26 protein-coding genes are annotated in these 22366 nt (G+C 60.3%); 15 read left to right on the top strand and 11 right to left on the bottom strand.

What is annotated here, in order from left to right; genetic code table 11:
• Window positions 1-341 precede the first annotated feature (341 nt).
• Both rhtA and AC07XF_RS21525 read left to right on the top strand, forming a co-directional pair.
• A complete protein-coding gene (rhtA, locus tag AC07XF_RS21520) occupies window positions 342-1229 on the top strand; it encodes a threonine/homoserine exporter RhtA (RefSeq protein ID WP_495028076.1) in 888 nt (295 codons plus the stop codon).
• Window positions 1230-1397: 168 nt separating this feature from the next.
• Window positions 1398-1679, top strand: a complete 282-nt coding sequence (locus AC07XF_RS21525) for a hypothetical protein (RefSeq protein WP_495028077.1) — start codon at window positions 1398-1400, stop codon at window positions 1677-1679.
• Window positions 1680-1693: 14 nt separating this feature from the next.
• On the opposite strand, the gene AC07XF_RS21530 is transcribed toward AC07XF_RS21525, so the two are convergent.
• The gene (locus AC07XF_RS21530; RefSeq protein WP_495028078.1) at window positions 1694-2254 is read right to left on the bottom strand and encodes a TetR/AcrR family transcriptional regulator; all 561 of its coding nucleotides are present in this window, start codon (window positions 2252-2254) and stop codon (window positions 1694-1696) included.
• A 93-nt stretch (window positions 2255-2347) separates the two neighbouring features.
• Here AC07XF_RS21530 and AC07XF_RS21535 point away from each other — a divergent pair, with 93 nt between their 5' ends.
• Entirely contained in the window at window positions 2348-3076 is a 729-nt protein-coding gene (locus AC07XF_RS21535; protein ID WP_495028079.1) for an SDR family oxidoreductase, read from the top strand.
• A gap of 36 nt (window positions 3077-3112) precedes the next feature.
• Window positions 3113-3703: a 2-hydroxychromene-2-carboxylate isomerase gene (locus AC07XF_RS21540; RefSeq protein WP_495028080.1), complete on the top strand. Its 591-nt coding sequence runs from the start codon at window positions 3113-3115 to the stop codon at window positions 3701-3703.
• Here AC07XF_RS21540 and AC07XF_RS21545 read toward each other — a convergent pair.
• Window positions 3700-4698, bottom strand: coding sequence for a zinc-dependent alcohol dehydrogenase family protein (locus AC07XF_RS21545; RefSeq protein ID WP_495028081.1), 999 nt, complete (start codon window positions 4696-4698; stop codon window positions 3700-3702). The two genes, AC07XF_RS21540 and AC07XF_RS21545, sit on opposite strands and share 4 nt — an antisense overlap.
• A gap of 104 nt (window positions 4699-4802) precedes the next feature.
• Here AC07XF_RS21545 and AC07XF_RS21550 point away from each other — a divergent pair, with 104 nt between their 5' ends.
• Window positions 4803-5723, top strand: coding sequence for a LysR family transcriptional regulator (locus AC07XF_RS21550; protein ID WP_495028114.1), 921 nt, complete (start codon window positions 4803-4805; stop codon window positions 5721-5723).
• On the opposite strand, the gene AC07XF_RS21555 is transcribed toward AC07XF_RS21550, so the two are convergent.
• The 5 genes from AC07XF_RS21555 to AC07XF_RS21575 all read right to left on the bottom strand — a co-directional run bounded on the left by AC07XF_RS21555 (window position 5716) and on the right by AC07XF_RS21575 (window position 10428).
• Complete coding sequence (locus tag AC07XF_RS21555) at window positions 5716-7524, bottom strand: aminopeptidase P family protein (protein ID WP_495028082.1); 1809 nt, start codon at window positions 7522-7524, stop codon at window positions 5716-5718. The genes AC07XF_RS21550 and AC07XF_RS21555 overlap by 8 nt on opposite strands.
• Window positions 7525-7589: 65 nt before the next feature.
• Window positions 7590-8747, bottom strand: coding sequence for a cysteine desulfurase family protein (locus AC07XF_RS21560; protein WP_495028083.1), 1158 nt, complete (start codon window positions 8745-8747; stop codon window positions 7590-7592).
• A gap of 206 nt (window positions 8748-8953) precedes the next feature.
• Window positions 8954-9568, bottom strand: coding sequence for a LysE family translocator (locus AC07XF_RS21565; RefSeq protein WP_007990118.1), 615 nt, complete (start codon window positions 9566-9568; stop codon window positions 8954-8956).
• A 101-nt stretch (window positions 9569-9669) separates the two neighbouring features.
• Window positions 9670-9939 carry a hypothetical protein gene (locus AC07XF_RS21570; RefSeq protein ID WP_495028084.1) on the bottom strand — a complete coding sequence of 90 codons (270 nt, stop codon included), beginning with the start codon at window positions 9937-9939 and terminating at the stop codon, window positions 9670-9672.
• Between the two features lie 117 nt (window positions 9940-10056).
• Complete coding sequence (locus AC07XF_RS21575) at window positions 10057-10428, bottom strand: antibiotic biosynthesis monooxygenase (protein WP_495028085.1); 372 nt, start codon at window positions 10426-10428, stop codon at window positions 10057-10059.
• A 95-nt stretch (window positions 10429-10523) separates the two neighbouring features.
• Between AC07XF_RS21575 and soxR the strand changes: the two genes are divergently transcribed.
• The 10 genes from soxR (at window position 10524) to AC07XF_RS21625 (ending at window position 18205) form a co-directional block, all read left to right on the top strand.
• A complete protein-coding gene (gene soxR, locus AC07XF_RS21580) occupies window positions 10524-10979 on the top strand; it encodes a redox-sensitive transcriptional activator SoxR (protein ID WP_495028086.1) in 456 nt (151 codons plus the stop codon).
• A gap of 126 nt (window positions 10980-11105) precedes the next feature.
• Complete coding sequence (locus AC07XF_RS21585; RefSeq protein ID WP_495028087.1) at window positions 11106-11564, top strand: VOC family protein; 459 nt, start codon at window positions 11106-11108, stop codon at window positions 11562-11564.
• Between the two features lie 398 nt (window positions 11565-11962).
• Window positions 11963-13165 (top strand): PepSY-associated TM helix domain-containing protein, encoded by a 1203-nt coding sequence (locus AC07XF_RS21590; protein WP_495028088.1) that lies wholly within the window; start codon window positions 11963-11965, stop codon window positions 13163-13165.
• Entirely contained in the window at window positions 13162-13704 is a 543-nt protein-coding gene (locus tag AC07XF_RS21595; RefSeq protein ID WP_495028089.1) for a PA2404 family protein, read from the top strand. The genes AC07XF_RS21590 and AC07XF_RS21595 overlap by 4 nt, the downstream gene beginning before the upstream one ends.
• Window positions 13701-14030, top strand: a complete 330-nt coding sequence (locus AC07XF_RS21600; RefSeq protein WP_495028090.1) for a hypothetical protein — start codon at window positions 13701-13703, stop codon at window positions 14028-14030. The genes AC07XF_RS21595 and AC07XF_RS21600 overlap by 4 nt, the downstream gene beginning before the upstream one ends.
• A complete protein-coding gene (locus AC07XF_RS21605; RefSeq protein ID WP_495028091.1) occupies window positions 14027-14602 on the top strand; it encodes a DUF6162 family protein in 576 nt (191 codons plus the stop codon). The genes AC07XF_RS21600 and AC07XF_RS21605 overlap by 4 nt, the downstream gene beginning before the upstream one ends.
• Before the next feature lie 29 nt (window positions 14603-14631).
• Window positions 14632-15558, top strand: a complete 927-nt coding sequence (locus AC07XF_RS21610) for a metal ABC transporter substrate-binding protein (protein WP_495028092.1) — start codon at window positions 14632-14634, stop codon at window positions 15556-15558.
• Window positions 15555-16403 carry a metal ABC transporter ATP-binding protein gene (locus AC07XF_RS21615; protein WP_495028093.1) on the top strand — a complete coding sequence of 283 codons (849 nt, stop codon included), beginning with the start codon at window positions 15555-15557 and terminating at the stop codon, window positions 16401-16403. The genes AC07XF_RS21610 and AC07XF_RS21615 overlap by 4 nt, the downstream gene beginning before the upstream one ends.
• Window positions 16403-17302, top strand: a complete 900-nt coding sequence (locus AC07XF_RS21620) for a metal ABC transporter permease (RefSeq protein ID WP_495028094.1) — start codon at window positions 16403-16405, stop codon at window positions 17300-17302. The genes AC07XF_RS21615 and AC07XF_RS21620 overlap by 1 nt, the downstream gene beginning before the upstream one ends.
• Complete coding sequence (locus AC07XF_RS21625; RefSeq protein ID WP_495028095.1) at window positions 17303-18205, top strand: metal ABC transporter substrate-binding protein; 903 nt, start codon at window positions 17303-17305, stop codon at window positions 18203-18205.
• Window positions 18206-18405: 200 nt separating this feature from the next.
• Here AC07XF_RS21625 and AC07XF_RS21630 read toward each other — a convergent pair whose 3' ends face one another.
• The 4 genes from AC07XF_RS21630 to AC07XF_RS21645 form a co-directional block, all read right to left on the bottom strand.
• Entirely contained in the window at window positions 18406-18633 is a 228-nt protein-coding gene (locus AC07XF_RS21630) for an MbtH family protein (RefSeq protein ID WP_057713869.1), read from the bottom strand.
• A gap of 81 nt (window positions 18634-18714) precedes the next feature.
• Window positions 18715-20115, bottom strand: coding sequence for an aspartate aminotransferase family protein (locus tag AC07XF_RS21635; RefSeq protein WP_495028096.1), 1401 nt, complete (start codon window positions 20113-20115; stop codon window positions 18715-18717).
• Window positions 20116-20321: 206 nt separating this feature from the next.
• The gene (locus AC07XF_RS21640; protein WP_495028097.1) at window positions 20322-21647 is read right to left on the bottom strand and encodes an ATP-binding protein; all 1326 of its coding nucleotides are present in this window, start codon (window positions 21645-21647) and stop codon (window positions 20322-20324) included.
• A complete protein-coding gene (locus AC07XF_RS21645) occupies window positions 21644-22324 on the bottom strand; it encodes a response regulator (RefSeq protein WP_413423766.1) in 681 nt (226 codons plus the stop codon). The genes AC07XF_RS21640 and AC07XF_RS21645 overlap by 4 nt, the downstream gene beginning before the upstream one ends.
• Between the last annotated feature and the right edge of the window lie 42 nt (window positions 22325-22366).

Genomic DNA, 22366 nt, shown 5'->3' on the forward strand with positions numbered 1-22366 from the left:
TTGCGCCTTCGATCTCTCGTTGGCGGGAGGCGAATTCTACAGCGTTACTCGCTGCTGTCAACACCTCTTTTTCAACTCCCTTTCGGCTTCGATGACCTGAAGCAACTCACTGTCGAAAACTATGTAACTCTTTGTTTATCAAGGAGTTTTCCGCTTCGACTGCGCCGGAAGTGGGGCGAATTATAGGCCTCCAGAATCTGCCGTCAAGCACTGATTTTGGTTTTCTACCGACATGTGCAAAAACGCTGCTTATATATAGACGCGCCGGCAGCGAATGCGCAGTATATTGCCCATCACGAAGAGAAATGCCCTTACTTCCTATTTTCGGACGATGCCACGTAATGAATGATCAGCCTCGCAGCCTAGCCTCTACCCTGTTCTCGGTCGGGCTACTGCTCATAGCCATGGCATCGATCCAGTCCGGAGCCTCCCTGGCCAAAAGCATGTTCTCCGTTGTTGGCCCTCAGGGGACGACAACATTACGTCTGATTTTCGCCAGCGTGATCATGATGCTGATACTGCGTCCATGGCGGGCAAAACTCACCGCAAGATCCCTGCGCACCGTCGTCGTCTACGGGATGGCGCTGGGCGGCATGAACTTCCTCTTCTATATGTCACTGCAAACAGTCCCGCTGGGTATCGCGGTGGCTCTTGAATTCACGGGCCCATTGGCGGTGGCGATCTATGCCTCCCGTCGCGCAATCGACTTTTTGTGGATCGCCCTGGCTGCCGTCGGCTTACTGTTATTGATACCGACGGGAGAAGCGACCGCAGGAATCGATCTGATAGGCGCCGGTTATGCCTTGGGTGCAGGTGTCTGCTGGGCACTGTACATTTTGTTTGGCCAAAAAGCCGGGGCCGATAATGGCGTGCAAACCGCCGCGCTGGGGGTAATGATCGCTGCGCTATTCGTAGCCCCTATCGGTATTGTCCATGCCGGTTCAGCTCTGTTGACCCCATCATTGATCCCTGTGGCCCTCGGCGTTGCCCTCTTGTCCACTGCCCTTCCCTACACGCTGGAGATGGTCGCTCTGACCCGCATGCCGGCCAGAACCTTCGGCACACTGATGAGTATCGAGCCCGCCGTCGGCGCGTTGTCGGGCTTACTGTTCCTGCATGAATACCTCTCGCTGTCACAGTGGATGGCCATCATCTGCATCATCCTGGCATCCGTCGGCGCAACCATGACCATGAGCACTGCCACCAAACCAGCAGTAGCGGCAGATTGAATGCAGATATGACGTAGGTCTGGTATTTGCCGCCCAATTAGGCCATGTTTAGCCCCGCACCCAGAGTCATACCATGGACAATTCCAGATAGGGATATCGGCACGCTTCAAGTGCAAGCGAATGCAGCCAGACCCGGGCACAAGATCCGGGGACGCGTTAAGGACAGTAATGAAACGAATTTTGATAGTGATCGCCGTACTTGCAATTGCGGGCTGCGCAGCGACATCAAAAACACAGATCAAGCACGGCAAGAAAGGGCTACATATCAACTGTTCCGGACTGTCTTCATCCTGGGACAAGTGCTACGCCAGCGCAGCCAACTCCTGCGCACCCAAGGGCTACAAGGTCATTGCCAAGTCGGGAGATGCTGTGGAAGAGCCCGGCGACTATCCGTTTGGCCTCAATCCTGCGGGCTATACCAGTCGCAGCATGATTGTCATCTGCAAATAGTCAGGGCCGTCGCGTCAGGTTCTCGGACTTGCGATCTGACGGCCAATTTCTTCGTAGCTGGACTTCAGCACTGTACGCTGGATATCCGGGCTAGCGAGCATACGCGCCACAACCAGCGCGCCAATGCATTGCGACAGAATCGCCCACGCCAGGCTGTCGCTTTGCAGAACACCCGCCCAACTTTCCTGAAGCCGACAAATCCAGCGCTCTGCCTGTTGGCGGACAGCCACGTCGGAACGGGCAATTTCCGCCCCCAAAGCTGGTAATGCACAACCGGTTTCCGGATTCTCGACATGCGACATGCTCAAGTACAGTTTCAAGCAGCGCTCAAGCTTGTCACGGTCCTGCCCTTCCCCCAGTCGCGCCAGGCTTTGGCACAACTCACGCTCGACAATGGTTGCGAACAACTCGTCTTTCGACGAGAAGTGGCTGTAGAAAGCGCCTCCACTCAAGCCAATCGCTTTCATCAGGCCGTCCACGCCCACCGTTGAAAATCCGGACTTCTTGGCCGATACCGCACTGCTTTCCAGCAGCCTTTGCCTGGTTTCCAGCTTATGACTGGCCGAATAACGCATTGCCCTTCTCCCTTGATTGCTCACCTTGACGCCTGTCGAATCGTAGCATAACGTTCGTTTAGCTAACGATCGTTTACCAAAAGGGATCTACCCATGAATAACAAGAAGGTCGTACTGGTCGTCGGTGCAGGTGATGCCACGGGCGGCGCCATTGCCAAGCGTTTTGCGCGGGAGGGTTTTGTCGCCTGCGTCACTCGCCGCAGTGCGGACAAACTCCAGCCACTGGTGGATGCCATTCAGGCCGATGGTGGCGAGGCCCACGGTTTTGCCTGCGATGCACGTAAAGAGGAGGACGTGATCGCGCTGGTCGAGCAGATCGAAACCCAGATCGGCCCCATCGAAGCATTTGTCTTCAACATCGGCGCCAACGTGCCGTGCAGCATTCTCGAAGAAACCGCCCGCAAGTATTTCAAGATCTGGGAAATGGCCTGTTTTTCCGGTTTTCTCAACGCGCGTGAAGTGGCCAAGCGCATGGCCAAGCGCCAGCGGGGCACGATCCTGTTCACCGGTGCCACCGCAGGCATGCGTGGCGCTGCCGGGTTCGCCGCATTTGCGGGTGCCAAGCACGGTATTCGTGCACTGGCGCAAAGCATGGCCCGGGAGCTCGGGCCGATGAACATTCACGTTGCCCATGTCGTCGTCGACGGCGCCATCGATACCGACTTCATCCGCGAAAGTTTCCCTGAAAAATACGCCACCAAGGATCAGGATGGCATCCTCGATCCCGAACATATCGCCGAAAACTACTGGTACCTGCACAGCCAGCCCCGCGATGCCTGGACCTTCGAGCTGGACCTTCGCCCCTGGAGCGAACGCTGGTAATTACCCCCAAATAACAACAAGACGAGCGCCTGGAACATGAGCAAAACCGTGGAGTTCTACTTCGACCTCGGCAGCCCCGCCACCTATCTGGCCTACACCCAGCTACCGAAAATCTGCGCACAGACCGATACCCGACTGGTCTACATTCCGCTCTTGTTAGGCGGGGTGTTCAAAGCCACCGGAAACGCCTCCCCTGTGACTGTCCCGGCAAAGGGCCGCTACATGTTTCAGGATCTGGACCGCTACGCCAAACGCTACGGTGTGCCTCTGAAATTCAATCCGCACTTCCCGATCAACACCTTGATGCTGATGCGTGCCGTAACAGGCATGCAGTTGCGCCACCCTGAACGCTTTGCCGCGTTCATCGATTGCCTGTTCAAAGCCATTTGGGTCGACGGTCGGAATCTCGATGAACCGGCAACCGTCGCGGCAGTGCTGAGCGAAAACGCTTTCGATCCACAAGAAGTGCTAGCCCTGACCGCTGATGAAGAAGTCAAAGCCGTGCTCAAGGACAACACCGAAAAAGCTGTGCAGCGAGGGGTGTTCGGAGCGCCGAGCATGTTTGTCGACAACCAGCTGTACTTCGGCCAGGATCGACTGGATTTCGTGCTCGAAGCCTTGAGTTAAATCTCGACCACCAACCGCCCCTTTGCCGCTCCTGACAAGATCAGCACATGGGCGGCTTCTGCGGTCTGCAATGTGAAGGAGTGCGGGTCAAGCAACGGCAAGAGCTTACCCGCCTCAATCAACTGCGCCGCCTCGTGCAGAATCTCACCGTGATGCTCACGCCCCTTGCCCGTCAGGAGCGGCAGCAAAGTGAAAACACCGGAGTAAGTCGCCCCACGAAAAGAAAGCGGTGCCAGGCTGTGCTGACCCCAACCAAGACAACTGAGCACATGGCCGTGATACATCCGTGCAGCCTTGAATGACGCATCCAGCGTTTCACCCCCTACGGTGTCATAGACAATGTCAAATCCCTCACCAGCCGTATGCTCTGTCACATAGTCTTCAACCGAAGATTGCCTGTAATCGATAAATGTCGCACCAAAGCCCTCGATCGTTTTCTGTTGTGCGGCCGAGCCTGTAGCAAAAACCTCAGCGCCAAAAGCGCGGGCGATTTGCACCGCGACATGTCCGACGCCACCGGCGCCACCATGAATCAATACCTTCTGCCCGGGCCGAACGCGAGCCTGGTCCACCAGACCTTCCCAAGCGGTGATCAGCACGAGCGGCAATCCGGCAGCCTCGCGCATGCTCAAGTTGTGCGGTTTGCGAGCCAACAGCCGTGCATCAACTGCCGCGTATTCGGCCAATGAACCTTGAATACCACCAATGCCGGTGGCCATGGCGTACACCTCATCCCCCGGCAACCAGCCACTGACGCCCTCCCCCAACGCTTCTACGGTTCCGGCCAGATCCATACCCAATATCGCCGGCAACGGTTGACCCGCATGAGCCGCCTGCCCGGAGCGAATTTTGCCGTCCAGCGGATTCACACCACTGGCCTTGATCCTGACCAATACCTGCCCCGTCTGCGGCACAGGCCGCGCAATGGAAATCAAGCGTAACGGCGCATTGGCCGACTCGACCATCAGAGCGCGCATATCCAGTGAGTCAGTCATTTCGCAAAATCCCATCAGAAGTGAATGTAGGACCAATCTTGCCTCGACCCACTCATGCCGATAAGACGCTATATCGCTATAGTGAGCATTCCGAAAAAGCATCAATGAGGAACCCCGTGGACAAGCTCAATGCAATGGCGATTTTCGTGCGAGTGGTCGAACGCGGTAGCTTTTCTGCCGTTGCCCGGGAGATGCAGACCAGTCAGCCAACCATCAGCAAAGTGCTGCAAGCGCTGGAAACACAGCTGGGTGGAAAGCTGATTGCCCGCAGCACCCGCAAGTTATCCCTGACAGATGAAGGTCAGCGGTACTACAACGAATGCCGAATCATCCTCGCCGCCGTGGATGCGGCAGAACATAGCTTCCAATCCGGTCGGGAAAGGGTCGCCGGACCGTTGAAAATCGGCTCGTCGGTCAGTTTCGGACGCTTGCAGATCGCCCCCCGTTTACCGGGCTTTCTCAAACACTACCCTGACGTACAGATTGACTTGCAATTGAGTGATCAGAATCAGGATCTGGTGAGCGAAGGGCTGGACGTCACATTCAGGATCGGTGCCCTGGACGACAGTGGTCTGATCGCGCGCCTTGTCGGCAGCACACATCGAGTAACCGTCGCATCACCTGACTACCTCAGGCAAAACGGCCAACCACAAACACCGCAGGAACTGAGCAGGCACAACTGCCTGATGTTCAATCTGCTGAGCAGTCAAAACCTGTGGGTGTATACAAAAGACACCCAACGTCACGAAGTGCGGATCAAGGGCAATGCGCAGAGCAACAATTCCGAGGCGATCCGCGAACTGGTGCTGGGGGGATTGGGGATTGCGCTGTCACCGGTGTGGCTGTTCAGCGAAGACCTGAAAGCTGGCCGGGTGATCGCGATTTTGCAGGACTACAGCACGCTGTCGCTGCCGATACATGCCGTATCCCCGGCGAATCGTCGCCAATCCGCCAGGGTCAAAGCGTTTGTTGACTACATGAGCCAGGCGCTGGAGACAGCGCCCGAACTGAAAGCAATCAAATAGCCGCGGTACGAGTGTTCAGCCACTCAAGGGCCGCCCCCTCGACCAATGGGCTCAGGCGCTCGCGCACTTCGGCGTGATAGGCGTTGAACCACTGTTTTTCCTCTTCGGACAGCAGCGAGGTTTTCAGGCAGCGTGTGTCGATCGGGCACAGGGTCAGCGTTTCGAACTTCAGGAATTCACCGAATTCGCTTTTGCCTGCCTCACGGTTCATCGCCAGGTTTTCGATGCGCACACCCCAACGACCCGGACGATAGGTGCCCGGTTCAATGGACGTGATCATGCCAGGCTGCATCGCCGTTTGTGGCGCAGGCGCAGCCTGATAAGCGATGACTTGCGGACCTTCGTGTACGTTCAGGAAGTAACCGACACCATGACCGGTGCCGTGACCGTAGTCGACATTTTCCGCCCAGATGGGCGCGCGGGCGATGGCATCGAGCAGCGGCGACAGAATGCCTTTCGGGAACTGCGCGCGGGACAAGGCAATCACGCCCTTGAGCACGCGGGTGCAATCGCGTTTTTGCTCATCGGTCGGGGTGCCCACCGCAACCATCCGCGTGATGTCGGTGGTGCCGCCCAGGTATTGGCCGCCGGAATCGATCAACAACAGACCGTCCCCTTCGATCACCGCGTGTTCTTCTTCGGTGGCGTGGTAGTGCGGCATCGCGCCATTGGCGTTGAACGCAGCGATGGTATTGAAGCTCAGTGACACATAATCCGGACGACGCTCACGAGCGGCGGTGAGTTTTTCGTCGATGGTCAGTTCGGTGATGCACTCGCGGCCCAGCGCCGAGTCCAGCCAGGCGAAGAATTCGCACAGCGCTGCGCCGTCCTGTTCCATGGCCTGACGGATGTGATCAGCATCGGCCAGGCTTTTTTGCGACTTGGCCAGCGTGGTCGGGTTCAGGCCTTCGATCAGTTTCACCCCGCTGTCGAGGTTGTCCAGCAACCCCGCCGTGACCCGCGCCGGGTCGACTTGCAGGCTCGCGCCACTCGGCACGGCGCGCAGTGCGGCAGCGACTTCGCTGTAATCGCGCAAGGTCACACCGTCCTGTTCGAGGATTGCGCGCAACTCGGCGCTGACTTTGCTCAAGGCGACAAACAGCGTGGCCTGTTGTTGATTGATCAAGGCGAAAGAAACAAACACCGGGTTGAATGACACGTCGCCGCCACGCAGGTTGAACAGCCAGGCGATGTCATCGAGGGTAGCGATGAAATGCCAGTCGGCACCCCGTGCCTTAAGGGTTTCACGCAGTTTGGCGAGTTTTTCGCCACGGCTGACGGTCGCCTGTGGTGGCAAGTGTTGATAGATCGGTTCGTTCGGCAGGCTTGGGCGGTCGCTCCAGACTCCGCTCAACAGATCGAGGTCGGTGCGCAGACGGGCGCCACGCTCTTCAAGTTTACCGCCCAGGGTCCGTGCCGAAGCCACGGCCATGACCGCGCCATCGACGGCGACAACGCCACCTTCCGGGGTTTGCTCGGCCAGCCATTCCAGTGGCCCGGGTTGCCCCGGTTGCAGCTTGACCAGGTCAATGCCGCTGCCCTTGAGTTCCTTGGTCGCTTGCTCCCAATAACGGCTGTCGGCCCAGACGCCGGCAAAATCCGGGGTCACGATCAGGGTGCCGACCGAACCATGGAAACCCGACAACCACTGGCGCCCTTGCCAGTAACCCGGCAGGTACTCGGACAGGTGTGGGTCGGCCGACGGCACCAGCAAGGCGTGAATGCCCTCCCGGCTCATCAGTTCGCGGGTTTGCTCCAGGCGCTGGGGCACCGATCCATTGATCGAAAGCTGCGTATTCATCGTGTCTCCTGCTAACCACTTCATCATTATTGTTGAGGGCCGATCAACGTCGGCACTTCGTCGCCCTATTGCCAGAATGCCGGAGCACTGGCGCAGGCTGCCTTGATCAGTTGAACCGCCTGGTCGATATCCTGCTCGGTGGTGAAACGCCCGAGGCTCAAGCGGATGGTGCGACTGGCCGAGCGGGCATCATGCCCCAGGGCCAGCAATACATGGGATGGGGTATTACTGGCGGAATTGCAGGCCGAGGTCGCGGAAAACGCGATCGAAGCCAGCAGTGCTGCCGAGTTGAACTCGCCTTCGCTGAAGGTCAGGCTCAGGGTATGGGGAATGCGCCGGGTCGGGCTGCCGTTGAGACGCACGCCGGGAATACTCTGCAATTGCTCGAGCAAGCGTTCACGCAAACGCACGATGGTGGCTTTCTCTTCATCGAACGCAGCCGCCGCCAGTGCAAAGGCCGAACCCATGGCCACGATCTGATGGGTCGCCAGTGTTCCGGAACGCAAACCGCCCTCATGCCCGCCGCCATGGATCTGCGCCTGCAAACGCTGTTGTGCACGCGGACCGACGTACAACGCACCGATGCCTTTGGGACCGTACAGTTTATGTGCGGAAAACGACATCAGGTCCACCGCCCACTGCGCGAGGTCGATTGCCACTTTGCCCGCGCCCTGTGCGGCGTCGACATGGAACAACGCCCCGCGATCACGCACGACCTGACCAATGGCGGGAATGTCGTTGAGGGTGCCCAGTTCGTTGTTGACCAGCATCAGCGAGACCAGGAAGGTGTCCTCGCGCATGGCTTCGCTGACTGCTTGCGCGGTGATCAGGCCATCGGCGTCCGGCACCAGATAAGTCACCGCTACACCGGCATCCTGCAGTTGCTTCGCGGTATCGAGAATGGCCTTGTGTTCGATCTGGCTGGTGATGATATGGCCACCGCCAACGCCCCGGGCCTGGGCCACGCCCTTGAGCGCAAGGTTGTTGGATTCGGTGGCGCCTGAGGTCCAGACGATCTGCTCGGGCGTCGCGCCGACCAGTTCGGCGACCTGGCGTCGCGCCTGCTCAACCGATTGCCGGGCCTGCTGGCCGAATGCGTGGGAGCTGGAGGCCGGGTTGCCGAAATTGCCGGTAAAGCCCAGACACTCGACCATCACCTTGATGACCCGCTCATCCACCGGCGTGGTGGCGGCGTAGTCGAAATACAACGGACGTTTATTCATAAAAGACTCGCAGAGCGTGTTCCGGGATCAGGAAGCTCGTAACTGCAAACGGCAAAGCGCAGCCTTGTGAGCTGCGCGCGGTTTTCAGAACGTTACCAATACCTGATCGGATGCCGTTAAAGAAGAACTACTTCATTTAATAGTGCGTAGGAACGCTCCTGAAAAGTCAGCTTAACAGGCATCGGGCAACCGGTTGAAGCAATGCGTCAGCTAAAGCTTTCGAGTAACAGCGGATACAGCGAACCCACGAGCAACGCGGCCATGCCCCAATTGAACAGGCGCAGCCAGCGGCGGTCCTTCAGAACGTTGCGCAACAGCGTGCCGCAAGCGGCCCAGACACCGACGCTCGGCAGGTTGATGATCGCAAAGACGGCCGCAATCACGATCACATTAGTGAAGTAACCCTGCATCGGCGTGTAGGTGCTGATGGCGCCAATGGCCATGATCCAGGCCTTGGGATTGACCCACTGGAACGCGGCGGCGCCCAGATAGCTGATCGGTTTCGCCTCGCCCTGCTGGCTCTCCGACATTGGTCCGGAATGGGCGATTTTCCAGGCCAGATACAGCAAGTACGCCGCCCCCACATAACGCAGTACGGTGTAGAGCAAAGGGTAAGCCTGGAACACCGCGCCAAGGCCAAAACCGACCGCCACCACGAGTACGAAGAAGCCACAGGTGATGCCGAGCATGTGCGGAATCGTGCGGTTGAATCCGAAGTTCACCCCGGATGCCAGCAACATGGTGTTGTTCGGGCCGGGCGTGATCGAGGTAACGAGGGCAAACAGGGCGAAGCCCAGCAGCAGATCGAGTGAGAGCGTCATGGGTGGCAGTCCGTCAGGGTCGGTCAGGTATTGACCCTACCGCACACCTTGGGCGAAACCCACGGACAGTTGAGTGAAACTTGGAGCGGTACAGTTTTGCCTCAGCTTGGACGACCGTGAAGCTGTACAGATCGCCCGGCGTTCATTTCCCCTTGGTTGTCGAAATTGAACGACTTTTGTGGCTGGCCGAGCAGTTCGGCTTTTTTCGCATGGTATTCGTCGAAGGACAATCCGCGACGGTTCAGCGCCTCCAGCGCCAGTTCCTTGCTCTCTTCAGCCGTGTAAGGCCAAAGCTCCGGGGAAACATGGCTGGCACATCCGGCGAGTACGGAGACGGCGAGCATCAGCAAAGTGGCAATCATCGGTTTCATTTTTGGCGTCCTGGCGACTGGGTTCGAGACAATGAACACAGGCTACCCGCGCCTCCCGGGCAGCAGAAATCAACGCTTTCAATAGTGGCTATCAAGAAATGGCGATCATTGTCCTTATCAGCGCCAGCCCACCAGACTGCAATGCAATGCGTTGTCGTGGCTGAGCTCCAGACTGTGCAGGACCTGGAACGATCCGAAGGTCACTGCCTTCGCCTGATGGGCGCGGATCAACTGCCAGAAATCCTGTTCGCCGTTTTCAAAGGCCCGGAACGCGGCCTCCCCTGCTTCGCGGGTTTGCCATTGCAGGTAATTGAGGACGCGGCGGCCATCTTCGCTGGCCTGGATGCTGGCACTGAGAAAGCCACGGTGCTGCCGGGCCAGATACTCGGTCTGTGTCGACAAGGCCAACACCAGCGCGGGTTGTTGATGCGGCTCGATCTGGAACTCGATCAGTTGGGTAAAGCTGCGATTGTTCGCTGAGGCTTGCATGAAATGTCCCCACTCACAGGTCAGGCGAATCTTGCGATCCGAAGGCGTGCAGGGTAAAACCTCTAGTTAAGTAAAGGTCAAGAGGCAATTTTTAAATGATCACCCCGGAAAACCTGCATAAGGAACTCACCGTCGGCCAGGTCGCGGCGCGCAGTGGTGTGGCGGTCACGGCGCTGCATTTCTATGAGTCCAAGGGGCTGATCAAGAGCAACCGCAATCAAGGCAACCAGCGTCGCTATCCAAGGGAGGTGCTGCGGCGGGTGGCATTGATCAAGGTGGCCCAGCGCCTGGGGATTCCTTTGGCGGAAATCGGCGAAGCGTTCAAGTCACTGCCCGACAACCGGGCGCCGACGGCGGCGGACTGGAAAATACTCTCGGCGCAATGGAGCCGTGAACTGGATGAGCGCATCAACCAATTGACGCTGCTGCGCGATCGCCTCAATGGCTGTATCGGTTGTGGTTGCCTGTCGATGGAGGCTTGCCCATTGCGCAACGCAGGCGATGTGCTGGGGGAACGCGGGCCGGGAGCGCACTGGCTGGAGCTGACTTGATGGCACTTGTGTGGCGCTGCTGCTCGTCGGGCGCTCGGTGAGGCGAAAGAGGCTGGCCTATATTTATTCGGCCGAGTAACGGCGCAGGCACTGTCTATTCACACAACAAGAACAGCGAGATCCATCATGAGCGTCAAACCCATTCCAGAGGGGTATCACAGCATCACCCCTTACCTGGGCATCAACAAAGCTGCCGAAGCCATCGCTTTCTACAAGAAAGCCTTCGGCGCCATTGAAGTCATGCGCCTGGCCATGCCCGATGGCGGTGTCGGTCACGCCGAACTGCGCATTGGCGATTGCCCGATCATGCTGGGCACACCGTGCGACCAAGGGCCGCTGAGCAATCCGGACAATTCGCCGTCCGTGGGTCTGCATTTGTACGTGACGGATGTCGACAAGTCCTACAAACAAGCCATCGATGCCGGCGCAACCGTTGTATCCGAGGTCAAGGATCAGTTTTACGGCGACCGTACGGGCACCTTGAAGGATCCCTACGGGCACGTGTGGTTCCTGGCTACGCGCAAGGAAGACCTGACCCAGGAGCAGATAGAGCAACGGGCGAAGGAGATGTTCAGTCAGGGTTGAGACCTTTTTCCCAACCATAGAGTCTCCCACAGTGGGTCCCCGATCTTACGCGGGACTTGTGATCACTGAAGGAGCCTGTGGGAGCGGGCTTGCTCGCGAAAGCGGAGTGTCAGGCGACGTGGATGTTGAATGTGCCGGCCCCTTCGCGAGCAAGCCCGCTCCCACTGTTTGATCTTCAGTGAATGTAAATCCTGCGGCCGGCCGTGCGCGGATTGCTCTGCCTCTATGCCTCGCGCGAAACATTTTCTTTCATTTCCCCCTTCGGGATTTCCCCTGCTCATCCGTCCTACCTAGATGCAGTCCTGTCGCGTAGGCAAAAGCCACGACTGGACCTTTACGGCACTCAGCCCTGCGAAGCCCGCAGCCGAGTGGCCACTCATCCAGGCAAGACCTCCAACATGTCAAAGAAGTCCCGTTCAAAAATCTGGTTCCTGGTCCATAGCTGGCTGGCGCTGCCGATCTGGTTTTTCGTACTGATCGTGTGCGTGACCGGCACCCTGGCCGTCATCAGTCAGGAAATCGTCTGGCTGGCCAACCCGTCAATGCGTGCCACCCAACCCTCGGACGATGCACCGCTGCTCAGTTACCAGCAGGTCATCGAGGCCATCAACAGGGCCGAACCGCAGACCGTGGTGCAGAGCATCAGTCGCCCCGACGAATCGCACTTTGCCCTGGATGTCGAAGTCAGCTACCCCGACGGGCGCTCGGTGGTGATTTATGTCAATCCGTACAGCGGCGTGATCCAGGGTGTCGCGCCGGAATTCAACTTCCGCGCCTTCACCCGCGCCTTGCACGCCTGGTGGCTGGTGCCGTTCACCAACGGTTACAGCTGGGGCTGGTACCTGGTGTCGTTTCTCGGTCTGCCGCTGTTGGCGTCGCTGGTTACCGGGCTGGTGGTCTACAAACGATTCTGGAAAGGTTTTTTCCGCCCGACCCTGCGTTTTCGCCACGGCGCGCGGATTTTCTGGGGCGACTTTCACCGTTTGAGCGGCATCTGGTCGATCTGGTTCATCGCAGTGATTTCCATCACCGGCACCTGGTTCCTGATCCAGGCATTGCTGTCCGATAACCAGATTTCCATTTCCACGGAAAAGATCATCCCGGCGATGTCCCGCGAAGCGGTGCCGCTGTCGCCCGATGGCTCACCCCCGCCACGTATCGACCTCGACCGCGCGATTGAAATCGCCACGCAGAAAATCTCCGGCCTGGAAGCCAGCTTCGTCAGCCTGCCGGGCAATGCCTACAGCCACCTGGATGTCGGCGGACGCGGTTGGTATCCATTGATGTTCCAGACCGCCACTATCAACCCGTACAACGGCGAAATCGCCGCCTCGCGCCTGATCTCCGACCGCTCGGCCCTGGAGTTCGTCACCGAGTCCATGCGCCCGTTGCACACCGGAGACTTCGGCGGACTGTGGATCAAGCTGATCTGGGCATTCTTCGGCCTGCTGCTGAGCATGATGGTGCTCAGCGGCCTGCTGATCTGGAGCAAACGCACGGCACTGGCCACGGCCAATGCATTCAAGCGCAGTCACAAGAAACAGCGCGGCACCGCGGAGCAACCAGCCACGAGCAACGAAACGTCGGAGGCCAACCTGTGAGCAAAGTCACTGCGGCCTCTCACCCCTCGCGCCTGAGCGCGTTCTGGCTCAAATGGCGCTTTCACCTGAATGTCCTGTTGCTGCTGATTCCACTGGGTTTCATGCCCAAGTATTTCGCCGACGAAGCGTTGATGCGTGGCGACAGCGGCCTGGGTGAACGGGAAATCGGAGAAGTACAGGTCGGCCCCTGGAGCCTGCGCCTGGCGGAATTGCGCAATTCAGCCCCGATGCTCGAAGGACCGGCCGGTTACATGAAAGGCTTCAACGCCGCGCTGTGCGATGCCTGTATCGGACAGGTCAAGGCCACTTACCTGCGTATCGGCAAGCCCCGCAGCCTGCGCGCCGCCGGGGTGATCTTCTTCGGCGCCCCGTACCGCATGGGCGCCTCGCTGCCTGTCCCGGAAAAGACCACTGCCGACGCCGAGCTGTGGATCACCATGGAAGGCTGGGACGGCGCCCTGCATCAGGCATCCATTCCGTTGAGTCAGGCATCCCCCGCCACCATTGCCTGGCTGAACAAACAAGGAAGCAAACCATGATCAACCCTCTTCGCCCGCTCAACGCCGTATTGCTGATGCTCTGCGCCGGTTTTAGCGCCGGCGCCCTGGCCCACAATCCGATGTGCGAATGCAAGGCCATCGACGCCGACCAGATCCAGTGCACCGGCGGTTTTTCCGACGGCAGCGGTGCGCCGGGCGTGACCCTCGATGTGATCGGCTACGACGAAACCATTCTGGTGCCGGGCAAGCTCGGGCCTGACTCGACCCTGACCTTCAAGAAGCCCGACGCCGAGTTCTATGTGCTGTTCGATGCCGGCCCCGGTCACGTCGTGGAAATTGACCAGGCGGACATCGAAACGCCATGAGCACTCCAACGACCCAAGTCGTGCGCCCGGCCGGCGCAGGTCAAGAAACCGTCTACGTTCTGCTGCTGTGCCTGGTGATCCTCGCGGTCGCAGGGACTGTGGTGCTCTGGCGCGGTGAAACCCATGAAGTGACCAGCGTCAACAGCCACCAACTGGACGCGCGCCGTGACCTCAGTGCATCCGAGCAAGGCATCTACGCCGATTTGCGCGTGACGCTGGACGAGATTCATGTGCTGCGCCAGGAACAGCAAACGCTGGCGACACCCGAGGCCCTCGCCGAGGAAGGTTTTTCCCCGTTCGCCCAGGACGCCAGTTCTGTCAGCCGGGGCGGCCATGCCTGGCAATTGCTCGACGCCAAAGCCTACTTCGGCCTGAGCCAGGCGCCGACTGTCGCCGGCTCATTCCTGATGCGCCTGAGCGCAACCGACGATGCCGCACCGGACATCTGGCTCAACCGCGCTGGCAACCTCACGGCACCGGCCGACCTCAGCGACGCCGCGCTCGAAAGCGCCGGCTGGCAGCAGATCGTCGCGCAATTCGATGCCGGCGTGACCCGCCAGCACCGGCACTGAACCCTCACCCGAGAGAAGACCGCTTTCCCATGCCTATTTCATCTCAACGTTCTTTCCTGCGACTGCTGCTGGCGGGCCTGCTGGCTTGCCTGCTGCCAGCTCTGGCCAGCGCCGACGAAGCCAGGCGCCTGCGCATCGGCATCACCCTGCACCCTTATTACAGCTATGTGGCGAACATCGTCGGCGACAAGGCTGACGTAGTGCCGCTGATTCCGGCCGGTTTCAATCCGCATGCCTACGAACCCCGCGCCGAAGACATCAAACGCATCAGCGGCCTCGACGTCATCGTGCTCAACGGCGTCGGCCATGATGATTTCGCCGACCGCATGATCGCCGCCAGCGAAACCCCAAATGTCCCGGTGATCGAAGCCAACGAAAACGTACCGCTACTGGCCGCCACCGGCATTGCCGCCAGGGGGGCGGGCAAAGTGGTGAACCCGCACACCTTCCTGTCGATCAGCGCCTCGATTGCCCAGGTCAACAACATCGCCCGCGAGCTGGGCAAGCTCGACCCGGCCAACGCCAAAATCTATGCCGAAAACGCCCGCGCCTACGGCAAGCGCCTGCGCAAGATGCGCGCCGACGCCCTGGCCAAACTGACCCAGGCGCCGAACGCCGAACTGCGGGTGGCCACGGTGCATGCGGCCTACGACTACCTGCTGCGCGAGTTCGGCCTGGAAGTGACGGCCGTGGTCGAGCCGGCCCACGGTATCGAGCCGAGCCCTAGCCAGCTGAAAAAGACCATCGACCAACTGCGTGAGCTGGACGTGAAGGTGATCTTCTCGGAGATGGATTTTCCGTCCACTTACGTCGACACCATCCAGCGCGAATCCGGGGTGAAGCTGTATCCGCTGTCGCACATTTCCTACGGCGAATACGCCGCCGACAAGTACGAAAAGGAAATGACCGGCAACCTCGACACCGTGGTGCGAGCGATTCAGGAGTCGGGGGCATGACATCGAAAGAAACGCTCACCACCCCAAACGCCGAATACCCTGTGGGAGCGGGCTTGCTCGCGAAGGCGCCCAGTCAGTCAACATCATCGTTTAATGACACACCGCTTTCGCGAGCAAGCCCGCTCCCACAGTTTCCCGGACCGACTCTGGATTTTTCCGACGTCAGCCTGACCCTCGGACGCACGACGATCCTCGACAAGGTGACCTTCAAAGTCCGCCCCGGCAGCGTGCATGCACTGGTCGGCCCCAACGGCGGTGGCAAGAGCTCGCTGATCAAGACTCTGCTCGGGCAAATGCCGCATCAGGGCCGCTTGAGCCTGCAATGGCCCGCCGAGCCGGGGACCATCGGCTATGTGCCACAGGCGCTGGAGTTCGACCGGGGCTTGCCGATGACCGTCGACGATTTCATGGCCGCCATGTGCCAGCGCCGCCCGGCGTTTCTCGGTTTGAGCAAACACTACGCGGCGGCGATTGGCAAGGCGCTGGAACGGGTCGGCATGCAGGACAAACGCAAGCGACGCATGGGCGCGCTGTCCGGCGGCGAACGGCAACGGGTGTTGCTGGCCCAGGGGCTGATCCCGCCTCCGCAGCTACTGGTACTCGACGAACCGATGTCGGCCCTCGATGAGGCCGGCATTCAGGTGTTCGAGCGCTTGCTCGGCGACTGGCGAGCAGCGGGCATCACCGTGCTGTGGATCGAGCACGACCTGGAAGCGGTCGGCCGTCTGGCCGATCACGTCACCGGGCTCAATCGCCGGGTGCTGTTCGACGCCACGCCGCAACAGGCGCTGACACCGGAGCGTCTGTTGACGCTGTTCTCGACCCACCCACGGAGCCTTGCCTGATGAGTTACGAAGCTTTTCGCCTGATGGTCCAGGGTTGGGCATCGTCGGGTTATCTGCCCGAGGCGCTGGCCTATGGGTTTGTGGTCAACGCCCTGCTCGCCGGCCTGCTGATCGGCCCGGTGCTGGGTGGTCTGGGCACGCTGGTGGTGGTCAAGCGCTTCGCGTTTTTCTCCGAGGCGGTCGGCCACGCTGCGCTGACCGGCGTGGCCATCGGCATCCTGCTCGGTGAACCCTACAGCGGCCCCTACGGCAGCCTGTTCGGCTACTGCCTGCTGTTCGGCATCCTGCTCAATTACCTGCGCAACCGCACCGGCCTGGCGCCGGACACCTTGATCGGCGTATTCCTCTCGGTGTCCCTGGCGCTAGGGGCGAGCCTGCTGCTGATTCTGGCGGGCAAGATCAACGTGCACATTCTGGAAAACGTACTGTTCGGGTCAGTGCTGACGGTCAACGGCAATGACCTGCTGGTGCTGGCCATCGTCGGTTCGCTGGTGATGGCCCTGGCCTTGCCGTTGTACAACCGCATCATGCTCGCCAGTTTCAATCCGCAACTGGCGGCGGTGCGGGGAGTGGCGGTAAAAGCCCTGGATTATCTGTTCGTGATTCTGGTGACGCTGATCACCGTCGCTGCCGTGAAGGTCATCGGCGCAATTCTGGTCGGCGCCCTGCTGGTGATTCCGGCCGCCGCGGCACGCCTGCTCAGCCAATCGCTGAAGGGCTTTTTCTGCTGTTCGGTGCTGATCGCCACCGTCAGCACGCTGTGCGGGATTCTCGCACCGATTGTCTTCGACCTGCCGATCCCGTCCGGCGCCGCGATCATCCTCGTGGCCGGTATCGCCTTCGCCTTGGCCGCCCTCGCGCGCGGCGTCGTCCCCAGCCTGAAAGGGAATCTTGGATAAATGATTTTTTCACTGCGCCAACTGACCCTGGCCGTTGCCCTGTGCGGACTGGCCACTACGACCTTCGCCGCTGAAAACGCTAAACCGCTGCGTGTGCTGGCCTCCTTGCCGATTACCTATGGGCTGGGTGAAGTGTTGCTCAAGGGCACCGATGTCAGCCTCGAACGTGCAGCCCCGGCCAACCTGCCCGGTAGCCGCCAGACTGCCTACTTCACTGGCCGTGGCGCCCCGGCGTTGGAAAAACTGGCGAACGATGCCGATGCGGTGATCGGCCTGCGCTCACTGTGGCCGGATGACCCGCTGTACCCGATCGCGCGCCGCAGCAATATCCGTATCGTCGAAGTCGACGCCGCCCGCCCCGTCGACGGCGCCCTGCCCGGCATTGCCGTGCAACCTGGCAACAAGGTCGACGGGCTGAACAGTCAGCCGTGGTTTTCCAGCAATAACATGGGGCGAATGGCCGACGTGATGGCGGCGGACCTGGTGCGCCTGGCCCCTGAAGCCAAGCCGACAATCGACGCCAACCTGGCAGCGCTCAAGCAGCGTTTGCTCAAACTCAGCGCCACCAGCGAGGCGCGCCTGGCGAGCGTCGATAAACTCAGTGTGATGAGCCTGAGCGATCACTTTGGCTACCTGATCGGCAGTCTCAATCTGGAGTTGATCGGCCAGGACGCACGCCCCGATGCCGAGTGGACACCCGAAGCGCTCAAGCAGTTGGTCATGACGCTCAAGGACAATGACGTGGCGATGGTGCTGCATCATCGGCAGCCGTCAGACGCACTGAAAGCGGTGATTGTCGAGTCGGGTAGCCGGTGGGTGGTGTTGAGTACCGATGCCGAGGATCCGGTGGCTGAACTGGAAGGGAATGTGGATCTGGTCATCAAGGGGTTGAGCGGCACGTAAACCTGTAGGAGCTGGCTTGCCAGCGATGAACTCATAGGCACCGCGTTCATCCATTAAGTACTCGTCATCGTTAACGTCCATCGCTGGCAAGCCAGCTCCTACAGGTTCTGCGTCGCACACAAATTTCCTGTGCAAAAACTCCAGACATGAAAAAGCCCGCTGACCTTACCGGTTCAGCGGGCTCTTTTATTGGCAACAACTCAGTGCGCCACAGCCGCCTGCTCGTCCATCTTCTGCCGCAGGCTTAGCGGACGCATGTCGGTCCAGGTTTCTTCGATGTAGGCCAGGCATTCCTTTTTCAGCCCGCTTTTACCCACGGTGCGCCAACCTTGTGGCACGGCTTTGTAGTCGGGCCAGATCGAGTATTGCTCTTCGTGGTTGACCACGACCTGAAAGAGGATGTCCTCGCGGTCGAATACTGACGTCATGGTGTCTCTCCATCGTTATCGGGTGGGCTGCGCTGTGTGCGCAGCCGTTATGTAGAAGGAACGTTGCGCAAGGTGGAAAATTTAAGGATTGACCGTGGCGGCGGCCAGGGACCGAGCGAAAATCTCAGCCACCTGATCGATTTGCTCAGCGGTAATCACCAGCGGCGGCAGGAAACGCACCACCGCGCCATGCCGGCCACCGAGCTCCAGGATCAAGCCACGCTTGAGGCATTCGCGCTGTACCAGCGGTGCCAGGCGGGCGAAGGCCGGCGGGTGACCTTGGGCATCCAGCGCGCCAGTCGGGTCGACCAGTTCGACGCCGAGCATCAAGCCACGCCCACGAATGTCCCCCAGTTGCGCAAAGTCCCGCTGCAGGATGCGCAAGTGCCCGGCCAGGCGTTCGCCCATCGCGGCGGCATGCTCGCAGACCTTGTGTTCGACCAGATAACGCATCACCGCGGAACCGGCGGCCATGGCCATTTGGTTGCCACGGAAGGTCCCGGCGTGGGCGCCCGGCAGCCAGGTGTCGAGCCAGTCGCGGTAGACCACCACCGCCAGCGGCAGGCTGCCGCCAATGGCCTTGGACATCACCACGACATCGGGAATGATCCCGGCGTGCTCGAAGGCAAACATCTTGCCGGTGCGGGCGAATCCGCTCTGGATTTCATCGACGATCAGCGCGACGCCAGCCGCTTCGGTGATCCGCCGCACACCGCGCAACCAGTCCAGGTCCGCCGGGATCACCCCGCCTTCGCCCTGCACCACTTCCACGATCACCGCCGCCGGCAATTGCACGCCGGCCTCGGGATCGTTGAGCAGATTTTCCAGATAACTCAGATTGGCCTTGACCCCTTGCGCGCCGCCGAGCCCGAACGGGCAGCGGTAATCGTAAGGGTACGGCATGAACTGCACGCCGCTGCCGAGCAAGGCGCCCAAGGGCTTTTTCGGCCCCAGGCTGCCCATCAGGCTCAACGCGCCCTGACTCATGCCGTGATAACCGCCCTGAAACGAGATCACGGTGCTGCGGCCGGTGGCGGAACGCACCAGTTTCAGTGCGGCTTCCACGGCGTCGGTGCCCGTGGGACCACAGAACTGGATCTTCGCTTCTGCGGCCAAGGCAGGTGGCAGCAGACCGAACAGATCCTGGACGAACCGGTCCTTGACCGGCGTGGTCAGGTCCAGGGTGTGCAGGGGCAATTCATCGGTCAGCACTTGTTGAATGGCTTCGATCACCACCGGGTGATTGTGCCCCAGGGCCAGGGTCCCGGCACCGGCCAGACAGTCGATGAACGTGCGGCCTTCGACGTCTTCGACGTAAATGCCCCTGGCGCGCTTGAGTGCCAGGGGAATGCGTCGCGGATAGCTGCGGGCGTTGGATTCCTGCCGGCTCTGACGGGCGAGCAATGGCGATTCGTTGAATTGAAAAAGCGTCTCGGCGGGCGCCGCCGGCTGCTCTTCGATAAGGCTGGTAGCGACTGACATCTCTCGACCCCTCAATAAGGTTTTCCTGTTCTGGAAACGCATCAGCGAGGTAGGGATTTAGACTTTGAATCTACTTTCTTGGCGGTCACCGCAATACCCTGTAGGAGCGGGCTTGCCCGCGAAGGCGGTATTACAGTCAGCAATGATGTTGAATGTAATGGCCTCTTCGCGAGCAAGCCCGCTCCCACAGGGTGTGGTGGTGTTTTTCAGGACGGTTGCAGTGGCATCGTCAGCTCGACCCGCAAACCGTCCGGCCGGCTATCGAAATGCAGCGTACAACCGCAACGCTGAACGATGGCCTGGACAATCGCCAGCCCCAGACCACAACCGGTGCTCTGACCGTTGCGCCAGAAGCGCTGGGTCAGGTGTTGCAAATCTTCTTCGGCAATCCCCGGTCCATGGTCGCGCACCACGAACTGCACACGATTGCCGGTGGTTTCCAGGCTCAACTCCACCGCTTTGTCGGCCGGGGTATGCCGCAGTGCGTTGTCGAGCAAGTTGCGCAGCGCGGCAATCGACAGCACGGCGGGCATTTGTACCGGCGCAGCGGAAACCTTGCCCGGGGCCTGGAACCTGATGCGCTGACGATCGCCGCTCGCCGCGTCCTGGATCGCCAGTTTCGCCACTTGTTCGGCGTTACATTGCACACCGTCGTCGAACGACAGACTGCCCTCGACTCGCGCCAGCAGCAGCAACTGTTCGAGGGTCCGGTGCATGCGGTCCGCCCCCTCTTCGGCCCGGGCCAGGGACTGATCCCGGGCGCTGCCTTCAGTCATTCGCGCCACTTGCAGGTGGGTCTTGATCGCGGTCAGCGGACTGCGCAGTTCGTGGGCCGCATCCCCGGTCAGGCGACGTTCGCGCTCGATAGTCTTGCCGATGCGCTGGAGCAACTGGTTCTGGGTTTCCAGCAAGGGTTGCAACTCGCTGGGCAATGGCTGGATCTGCAAGGGTTCGAGGGAGTCGGCACTGCGGCGCATCAAAGCATCGCGCATGCGGTTGAGCGGCGCCAGCCCCTGGCCGATGCCCAGCCAGAGCAGGCACAGGCAGCCGAGCAGCGCCACGCCCACCGGCACCGAAGCGGCCAGCAGGATCGACATGTTCAAGGCCTCGCGCTCGATCTGCCGGTCGGCGGTGGTGATACGCAGATCGCCCCGGGCCAATGTAAAGCTGCGCCACGGCGCGCCGTCGATCATCTGATCGTGAAAACCGAGTTTTTCGGCCTCCAGTGCCTGCTGCGGATCGGTGTGACTGCGAGCAAGGATTTCACCGCGCAACGAGCTGACCTGGCACGCCATGCCCCCCGGAATGTTCAGTTGTTCGGCGCTGAAGTGGGTGCCCTCGCCCTTGCTCGGCACGGGCGGCAGTTGCTCCATCAGGCCGGCGACCATGCGCGCCGACGCCACCAGGCGCTGGTCCAGGGAAAACATCATTTGATTGCGCAAATCGCTGAGCATCCAGGCCGCGGCCAGGGCCCAGATCAACGCAAAGGCGGCGCCGAGCGTCAGGCTCAGGCGCAAACGCAGACTCATCACTTCGATTCTTCTCCGCCATCAGCCGGCCCCAGGCGATAGCCCAGGCCGCGCACGGTCTCGACAATGCCATTGCCGAGTTTGCGCCGCAGGTGATGGATATGGACGTTGAGGGCGTTGCTCTCCAGTTCGTCGTTGAAGCCGTAGACGCTGTCCTTGAGTTGCTCGGTGGACAGCACCCGGCCACGGTTATGCAGCAACGCTTGCAGCAATGACTGCTCGCGCCGCGACAGGTCCACCGGCCGCCCCGCGAGTGTGGTTTCGCGGCTGCTTGGGTCGTAAGTCAGGGCTCCGTGTTCGATCAGGTTGACGCTGCGCCCCGCCACCCGTCGCAACAGCGTATGCAGGCGTGCAGCCAGTTCACGCAAGTCGAACGGTTTGAGCAGATAGTCGTCGGCACCGGCTTGCAGGCCATCGACGCGGTCGGTGACCGAATCACGCGCGGTGAGGATCAAAACCGGTAACTCCAGGCCTTGATGGCGCAGCTGCTGCAGCAGCTTGAGGCCATCTTCGTCCGGCAGGCCAAGGTCGAGCACCATCACGTCGAACTCCGCCACCTTGAGCATTGCCCGGGCGGCGGACGCCGTGGCCACGTGTTCCACAGTCAGGCCCTGGGCGGTCAGGCCGGCGACGATGCCGCTGGCGATCAGCTCATCGTCTTCGCAAACCAGTACGTGCATGGGGAGCCTCGTAAAAATAATGCTGATTAAGCCGTTGACCGA

Source organism: Pseudomonas sp. GW821-FHT01C01 (assembly GCF_059422645.1).